This window comes from Falsiroseomonas sp. RANM36, assembly GCF_056682175.1.
Genome location: NZ_JBWXTD010000003.1, coordinates 423,759 through 428,615, shown reverse-complemented (window position 1 = coordinate 428,615; position 4,857 = coordinate 423,759). Strand labels below are relative to the sequence as shown.

The 4,857-nt window shown below is 73.9% G+C and carries 5 protein-coding genes and 1 pseudogene; 2 read left to right on the top strand and 4 right to left on the bottom strand.

Going from position 1 to position 4,857, the window contains the following annotated elements; genetic code table 11:
- Nucleotides 1-190: 190 nt before the first annotated feature.
- Nucleotides 191-1,381 (top strand): annotated as a pseudogene (metZ, locus tag AC1MIR_RS06820) (O-succinylhomoserine sulfhydrylase); the annotation flags it as partial.
- 229 nt (nucleotides 1,382-1,610) lie between these two features.
- Nucleotides 1,611-2,018 carry an ArsR/SmtB family transcription factor gene (locus AC1MIR_RS06815; RefSeq protein WP_480027429.1) on the top strand — a complete coding sequence of 136 codons (408 nt, stop codon included), beginning with the start codon at nucleotides 1,611-1,613 and terminating at the stop codon, nucleotides 2,016-2,018.
- 88 nt (nucleotides 2,019-2,106) lie between these two features.
- Here the strand turns inward: AC1MIR_RS06815 and AC1MIR_RS06810 are convergent, their stop codons facing one another.
- The 4 genes from AC1MIR_RS06810 to AC1MIR_RS06795 all read right to left on the bottom strand — a co-directional run bounded on the left by AC1MIR_RS06810 (nucleotide 2,107) and on the right by AC1MIR_RS06795 (nucleotide 4,809).
- Nucleotides 2,107-2,559 (bottom strand): thioredoxin family protein, encoded by a 453-nt coding sequence (locus tag AC1MIR_RS06810; protein WP_480027428.1) that lies wholly within the window; start codon nucleotides 2,557-2,559, stop codon nucleotides 2,107-2,109.
- Between the two features lie 73 nt (nucleotides 2,560-2,632).
- Nucleotides 2,633-3,742 (bottom strand): hypothetical protein, encoded by a 1,110-nt coding sequence (locus AC1MIR_RS06805; protein WP_480027427.1) that lies wholly within the window; start codon nucleotides 3,740-3,742, stop codon nucleotides 2,633-2,635.
- Nucleotides 3,743-3,818: 76 nt separating this feature from the next.
- Nucleotides 3,819-4,451, bottom strand: a complete 633-nt coding sequence (locus AC1MIR_RS06800) for an OmpA family protein (protein WP_480027426.1) — start codon at nucleotides 4,449-4,451, stop codon at nucleotides 3,819-3,821.
- Nucleotides 4,452-4,548: 97 nt separating this feature from the next.
- Nucleotides 4,549-4,809 carry a hypothetical protein gene (locus AC1MIR_RS06795; protein WP_480027425.1) on the bottom strand — a complete coding sequence of 87 codons (261 nt, stop codon included), beginning with the start codon at nucleotides 4,807-4,809 and terminating at the stop codon, nucleotides 4,549-4,551.
- Nucleotides 4,810-4,857: the final 48 nt, after the last annotated feature.

Sequence of the window (4,857 nt, the reverse complement as noted above, 5' to 3'; positions counted from 1 at the left end):
GCCCTCGCGATTTGTCCGGCCTGCTGGGGGCGTGGGCCGGGGTGCCCCGGGGGGGGGCGGAAGCCAGCTAAAACACGCGCGCTAACCGGCCGGCGCGACGGCATCCCATGCCGCCGCCACGCCCCGCGACAGGGGCCGGACACCCAAGCCGCGTGGCCACGCCGGCCGCGCCGCAGACCGAGGTGTCACGATGGCCAAGCGCCTGCCCGACCGCCCCCTCCGCCCCGCCACCCAGCTGGTGCGCGGCGGCCAGATGCGCTCGGGCTTCGACGAGACGGCCGAGGCTTTGTTCCTCACCTCCGGCTTCGTCTATGACAGCGCCGAGCAGGCCGAGGCGACCTTCCTCGGCAATGTCCAGCACTACCAGTATTCCCGCTTCGGCAACCCGACCGTCTCGATGCTGGAGGAGCGGCTCGCGCTGCTCGAAGGCGCCGAGGCCTGCCGCATGACGGCCACGGGCATGGCGGCGGTGCATGCCTCGATGCTGTCGCACCTCAAGGCCGGGGACCGCGTGGTGGCCAGCCGGGCGCTGTTCGGCTCCTGCCACTGGATCGTCTCCACCCTGCTGCCGCGCTACGGCATCCGCACCGAATTCGTGGATGGCGGCGACCTCGAGCAGTGGAAGGCCGCGCTCGCCACGCCGGCGGCGCTGGTGCTGCTCGAGACGCCGTCGAACCCGATGCTCGACCTCGTGGACCTCGCCGCGGTCTGCGACCTGGCGCATGGCGCCGGCGCGATCGTGGTCGTGGACAACGTCTTCGCCACGCCGCTGCTGCAGAAGCCGATGCAGTTCGGCGCCGATGTCGTCGTCTATTCCTGCACCAAGCACATGGACGGGCAGGGCCGCGTGCTGGGCGGCGCGGTGCTCGGGAAGAAGAAGTGGGTGGACGAGGTGCTGCAGCCCTTCATCCGCAACACCGGCCCCTCGCTCTCGCCCTTCAATGCCTGGGTCATCCTGAAGGGGCTGGAGACGTTGCATCTGCGCCTGCCGGCGATGTGCCGCTCCGCCGCCGCGATCGCCGACTTCCTGGCGGAGCGCGCGGAAGTGGCGCGCGTGCTCTATCCCTTCCGCGCCGACCATCCGCAGCAGGCGCTGGCCAAGGCGCAGATGGCGGCCGGCGGCAGCCTGGTCACCTTCGAGGTGAAGGGCGGCAAGGACGCCGCCTTCCGCTTCATGAACGCGCTCGGCATCGTGGACGTGTCGAACAACCTGGGCGATTCGAAATCGCTGGCGACGCATCCCGCGACCACCACGCATCTGCGCGTCGGGCCGGAGGAGCGGTCGAGGCTCGGCATCACCGACGGCACCATCCGCCTGTCGGTCGGGCTCGAGGATGTGGCGGACCTGGTGGACGACCTGGCCGCCGCGCTCGATGGCCTGACGCCGGCCGCGGCCCCGACGCGCCGGATCGCGCCGCCGGTCGAACCCCTCGCCGAGCCGCCGGTGCTGGCCGCGCCGGAACCGGCGGCCGAGCCGGCGGTCCGGGCGAAGCGCCCGCGGGCAAGGGCGGAGCCGAAGGCGACACCCGCCGAAACCCCGCCTCTGCTCGATCTTGCCGGCGCGCGCGAGGGGTCTCCCGGCCAAAAACATTAAGGGAAAATGGTTCAGCTTGAATTCGCTTGAGGATACAAGGTATGCCGACAAGCGGCGTAGCTGGGTTACCGAAGTGGACAGGATCGAGGAACTTTCCGGGTTCGACCCGACCCAGGCGTCGGCTGACAGCCTGGACCGGGTGATGGAACAAAGCGCCGCGGAAGCGGCCGCTCTGTTGCGCCTGCTCGGCAACGAGCGGCGCCTGCTGCTGCTTTGCATGCTGATCGCGGAAGGCGAGGCGCATGTCGGCAAGCTGGCGGCCCGGGTGCGCCTGTCGCAGCCCGCGGTGTCGCAGCACCTGGCCAAGCTGCGCGAGGACGGCCTGGTGAAGACGCGTCGCACCGGCACGACGATCCATTACCGAATCGCCGATCCGCGCGTGGAACGGGTGATCCAGGTCCTCAAGGACGTCTTCTGCCCGTGATCTGAGCGGCCAGGCGCAGCGCGCCGCTGCTGCCCCGGCGACCCCGCCGCGCTGACCGCGGCTTGTGCGGCGGATGCCCCGCTGGCGGTCAGCTCCGCGCCACCGTCGGCGCCGCATTGCGCGCCCAGGCGACGATCCGCCGGGCCGGTTGTGCGCCGGCCTGTCGCGCCACTTCCCGCCCGCCGCCGAACAGCGCCAGCGTCGGGATGCTGGCGATGCCGAGTTCCTGCGCCAGCGCCGGCGCTTCCTCCGTGGACACCTTCACCAGGCGCATGCCGGGCTCGAGGTCGCGTGCGGCGGCTTCGAATTCCGGGGCCATGGCGCGGCAGGGGCCGCACCAGCTCGCCCAGAAATCCACCAGCAGCGGCACGCCGCTATGGGCGAGGTGACGGCGGAAGCGCGGTTCGTCCAGCGCGACCGGCCGCGCCTCGAACAGGCGACGATGGCAGGAGCCGCAGCGCGGGCCATCGGCCAGCCGTGCCGTCGGCACGCGGTTGATCGCGTCGCAATGCGGGCAGACGACCTGCGTGGCTTCCTGCATCGGCCTTTCTCCGTCGCCGCGGGAGGGCCGCAACGGCCGTTCGCGGGCTGCGCAGCATATGGGGTGCGGCCCCTCAGCGCGTCATCGCCGCGCGCAGCCACCCCTCCGGCATGCCGGCCATGAACGCCGCGCGCAGCGCCGCGATGCGTTCGGGCGACAGGCCGATGGAGGCCGGGTCGAAGAACCGGTCGTCGGGCGTGTGGAACAGGAAGGCATGCGCCTCGTTGGCCATGACCTCCTCGATGCCGCTATCATAGGCAGCGTGGCCGAGCAGGGTGCGGAACCGGTCCCGCTCCTCCTCCGTGAGCATCTCCCGCCAGAAGCGCCAGACCAGCGACGCATAGGCCGGGCTGGTGAAGAACTCGCCATGCGACAGCTCGTGGCGCAGCATCGCCCGGCGCGCCCGCGCATCGAGCCAGGGCTCCACGCCTTCATGCGGCACCGAGACCAGCGCGCCCGAGGCGTCCGGCCGCAACCAGTCGAGCGCGCGCAGCAGGGCGCGCAGGCGCTCCTCCTCCGCGTTCAGCCCGATCCCGGCGGCGTCGGCGAGCGCGAAGAACCGCGCCAGGTCGGCGCTGCGGTAGTTGTGGCCGTAGTAGAAGGTCTCGGCCGAGCCGCCGCCGGCCCGCGCCGCGGCATCCAGCGCCGCATCGTCCAGCACCCGGTCGCGCGGCAGCCCGGCCTTCTCCACCAGCGCCGCCACGCGGTTCAGCATCCGCGCCTGCTCGCCGAGGGTCGGGAAGTCGAGCACGAGCACCAGCGGATTCCCGGCGAAGCGCCGGATCACGAGCTCGGGCGCGGCATTCGCCAGGATCTCGGCCTCCGACGCCAGCGGCAGGAGGCCGGCGGGCGGTACGGCCGCGGGTGGCGCGGCGGGGGGCGGCAGGGCCGCCGGTGGCGCGGCGGCGGGTGGAGCCGGGGCAGGGGCCTCGGCGGCCGGTGGCGGCGCGGCGACGACCGCCGTTGGCGCTGCCGGCGGCACCGGAGCCTGCACCGATGGCGCCTCCTGGACCGGGGCTGGCGCCACGACGATGGGGGCGGGGGCAGGGCGCAGCCAGATCCAGGCGCCGCCACCGGCCAGCGCCATGGCGATCAGCGCCAGCAGCCAGGTCCGGGCCGGCTGGCGCGGCGTGCCAGCCGCGGGCGGGGCCGATGGCGGCACGGCCGGCGGTTCGGGCGCCACGCGGCGCCTGCGCGGCAGGATGACGGTGTCATCCTCGCCGAGCGCCACGGGTTCCGGCCCGACCGCAGGCGCGGCGTCAGGCGCCGATGTTGACGACCTGCACGCGGCGGTTCCGCGGCTCGGGCACCTGGTCGCGGGTCGCGACGAGCGGCTGCGTCTCGCCCATGCCGATCGCCTGCAGGCGGGCGGCCGGGATGGCGAAGCGCGAGGTCAGATACGCGACCACCGCGGCGGCGCGACGCTCGGACAGCGTCTGGTTCAGCTCGGCGGAGCCGACCGTGTCGGTGTGGCCCTCGACGCGGAAGCGGAAGCCCGCGAGGTCGGGGCTCGACAGAGCGCGGCCCAGCTCGTCCAGCGTGCGCATCGCCTGCGGCGTCAGCTCGGCCGAACCGGTGGCGAAGTTCACGGTGAGGTTCACCGAGGGCGCGGCCGCCGGCGGCGCGGTGCGTGCGGCGGCCGGCGGCGGCATGGCGGGCGCCGCCGGGCGCGGCGCGGCCGTGGCAGCCGATGCGGCGGCGGGCTGCGACGCCTGCGGCGCGGCGGCCGGCGGGTTCACCGGGCGGATGCCGCGGGTCGGCCCGCCGAGCAGGTCGCCGCTCGGCCGCAGGGCCTCGATGATCTGCTGCGAACTCGGATTGGACTGGGCCGCGACATGCAGCGGCAGTCCCGAGATGCCGACCAGGGCGGCGATGGCGAGGGTCCTGCGCATTGTGACGTCCCTTGGGCTGACGTTGTCCCCATGGCAGTGAAGCACATTCCGCTTCCGAAGACGATTCCTCCCGGGCATCGGTCGTGGCGGGCCGGTTTCAATCCGGCAGCGCGCCGAGCGCGCGCATCAGCGGCAGCGCCTCCTCCTGCCCGCGCCGCAGCAGCCCGGCCATGTGCCCATGCGCGGCCGCATCCAGCCCCGCGCCCAGCCGCTCGGCCCAGGAAGCGGCCTCCTCCGCGGCGGCGCCGGCCAGGGTGCGCCCGGCCAGGAACAGCTCGGGGATGGAGCAGGGCAGGCCGGCGCCGCGCGCCGGGCGGGCGGCGGGCGCCGGGGGCCGGGCGGGGGCGGGGGGGGGCAATTTGCATGGGGGGCCCCGCTGCGGGGGTTACGGCAAGATGCGGCCCCC